The sequence below is a fragment of the Nocardia carnea genome (genome assembly GCF_029868855.1).
GTDB lineage: Bacteria > Actinomycetota > Actinomycetes > Mycobacteriales > Mycobacteriaceae > Nocardia > Nocardia carnea_A.
In genome coordinates this window covers 1-2,237 of record NZ_JARWOV010000135.1, presented here as the reverse complement: position 1 = coordinate 2,237, position 2,237 = coordinate 1, and the positions used below count along the sequence as shown (strand labels likewise).

Genomic DNA, 2,237 nt, shown 5'->3' with positions numbered 1-2,237 from the left:
GCCGGCGGGGGGGGGGGGGGGGGGGCCGGCCGCCGGGCGGGCCGGGGGGGGTTGGGGCGCCGCCGGTGCTGGGGGGGGGGGCGACGGCGGTATCGGCGATGTCGCGGTTCTCCAGGACGGCCCCGGCGGAGTCGGGCTGTGCGCCGCCGATGGCGGTGGGAACCAGCAGTACGGCCGCCGCGGCGGTGAGCAGGCGGCGACAGGGAGTTCTCATCTTCTACTTTCGTGGTGAGTGGCCAGGGTGACCAGGGCCGCGGCGGTTTCGCGGCAGAATCGGTCGCCGTCCTCATCGCCGCGGGTGAGAGCGCGCAGCAGCGTCGCGCCGCGCAGGAATTCGAAGAGCAGGTCGGGATCGCAGCCGGGGGAGACCTGACCGGACTCCACTGCCGCGTCGATGGTTGCGCGCAGCGCCACCCGGGCCAAGCCCTCGCCGCGTTCGCGCAGCCGCCGATAGCTCTGCTCGTCGTCGTGGTAGGCAGAGAGCAGGCCGGGAATGCCGGAGCGGGCCGCGGGGTGGGTGGCAGCGGCAAAGAACAGTCGAGTCCACGCGAGCAGATCCGCGCCGATGTCACCGGTGGGCTGCGGGACCGCTCCGGTCTCGAGCGCGAAGATCGCGTCCTCGACGAGGTGGATCCGGTTCGGCCACCGGCGATAGATCGAGGTGGCGACCACCCCGGCCCGGCGTGCGACGCCCTGAATCGTCGTGGCCTGAAAACCCTGCTCCACCAGCAGTTCCTGGGTGGCGCGCAACACTTGCCGGTCCAGCTGCGGGTCACGTGGGCGGCCGGGCCCCGGCCGGGCCTCGCTCTGTTCGGTCACCGATCACTCCTCCTTCGATGTGGGCAGAGCGTAGCCGAGATCGGATCTTTTTAAAAACGCTTCATGGTGTATTCGAATTAGCTAACGTGAAACGTGTTCCAATTCCACTTTCGAAGGAAGCACACATGCTGACTCCCCAGGACGAACTGCTCTGCCATCAGTTGCCGACCACCTTCGACCACGTCGACCAGAGCGATCTGCGCTGGACCGAGCGCATCGTGCTCTACGGCTTCGACACCACCGGCCGGGTCAGCGTCATGACCGGAATGGCGCGTTACCCCAATCGCAATGTCATGGACGCCTACGCGATGGTTACCGTCGACGGGCAAGCGCACGTGGTCCGCCTGTCCCGCGAGATCGGCGGAAACTACGACGATCTGGGCGCCTGGCAGGTCGGCCCCTACCGCTACGAGATCACCGAACCGCTGCGCGGCGTCCGGGCCACCCTGGCCGGCAACGACCACGGCATCCGGCTCGAGCTGACCTTCTCCGGCCGGTTCCCCGCCTACGAGCAGGAACCCGCCTTCTTCCGCACGCGCGGCCGGGTCCGCGAAGACGCGCGACGCTACTACCAGAACGGCGAAATCTCCGGCTGGCTCGAGGTCGACGGCGAACGCATCGACATCGATCCGAGTACCTGGTGGTTCGGTCGCGACCACTCGTGGGGCACCAGGCACGGTGGTGGCGGTGGAAGCCTCGGTGAGGGCGCGGGATTGCAGCCCTCCGAGATTCCCGACGGGGTGCTGTACTTCATGGGTATCTTCCAGTTCGACGACGAGTTGGTGCATTTCGCGCAGCGCGAGACCGCGGACGGGCAGCGCTGGCACTTCGAGGGATCCATCCAGCAGCCCATCGAGGCACAGGCGCCGGTCGTGCCGATCGTCGGCGTGACCCACGACCTCGAGTTCCGCGACGACTTCCGGATCGTGTCGGCCGGCACCTTCACCGCGGACGCTGCCGACGGCACCACGCGCTCGTTCACCGTCACCCCTATTTCGGACTTCTGGCCTGGGCTGGCCGGCTACGACATGTATCGCGGTTACGCCTCCGGCATCTGGAAGGGGCCGTCCTACAGCGACGGCTTCACCGTCGATCTCGACGACACCGACGAGCTTCGCCAGGTCAGCATGCTCACCGAGACCTTCTGCAAGATCGAGAGCAGCGACGGCAAGACCGGCCACGGGCTGGTGGAGATGGTGTTCATGGGTCGTAATTCCCGGTACGGATACGAGGGCTACTGATGACCACTCGACCCGAGGCAGACGATCTGCCGGCCGCCGTTGTCCCGGTGCTGCGTGCCGAATTTCCCGTGGCGGAATCCGCCCGGGTGGCGAATTGGACGGGCCGCCCGCGCCGGCGGGCGGCCGCGCCCGTCCAGTTAGACCACGAACCCGCCGACGCCCCGCCCGGATCGGGGG

The 2,237-nt window shown here is 68.3% G+C and carries 2 protein-coding genes and 1 pseudogene; 1 reads left to right on the top strand and 2 read right to left on the bottom strand.

Going from position 1 to position 2,237, the window contains the following annotated elements; translation table 11 throughout:
* Nucleotides 1–214, bottom strand: a pseudogene (locus tag QH195_RS12920) (hypothetical protein); the annotation flags it as partial.
* Nucleotides 211–819, bottom strand: coding sequence for a TetR/AcrR family transcriptional regulator (locus QH195_RS12915; protein ID WP_280425675.1), 609 nt, complete (start codon nt 817–819; stop codon nt 211–213). The gene QH195_RS12915 and the pseudogene QH195_RS12920, both read right to left, overlap by 4 nt.
* 125 nt (nt 820–944) lie before the next feature.
* On the opposite strand from QH195_RS12915, the gene QH195_RS12910 reads away from it, so the two are divergent.
* Nucleotides 945–2,060 (top strand): hypothetical protein, encoded by a 1,116-nt coding sequence (locus QH195_RS12910; RefSeq protein WP_280425676.1) that lies wholly within the window; start codon nt 945–947, stop codon nt 2,058–2,060.
* Nucleotides 2,061–2,237: the final 177 nt, after the last annotated feature.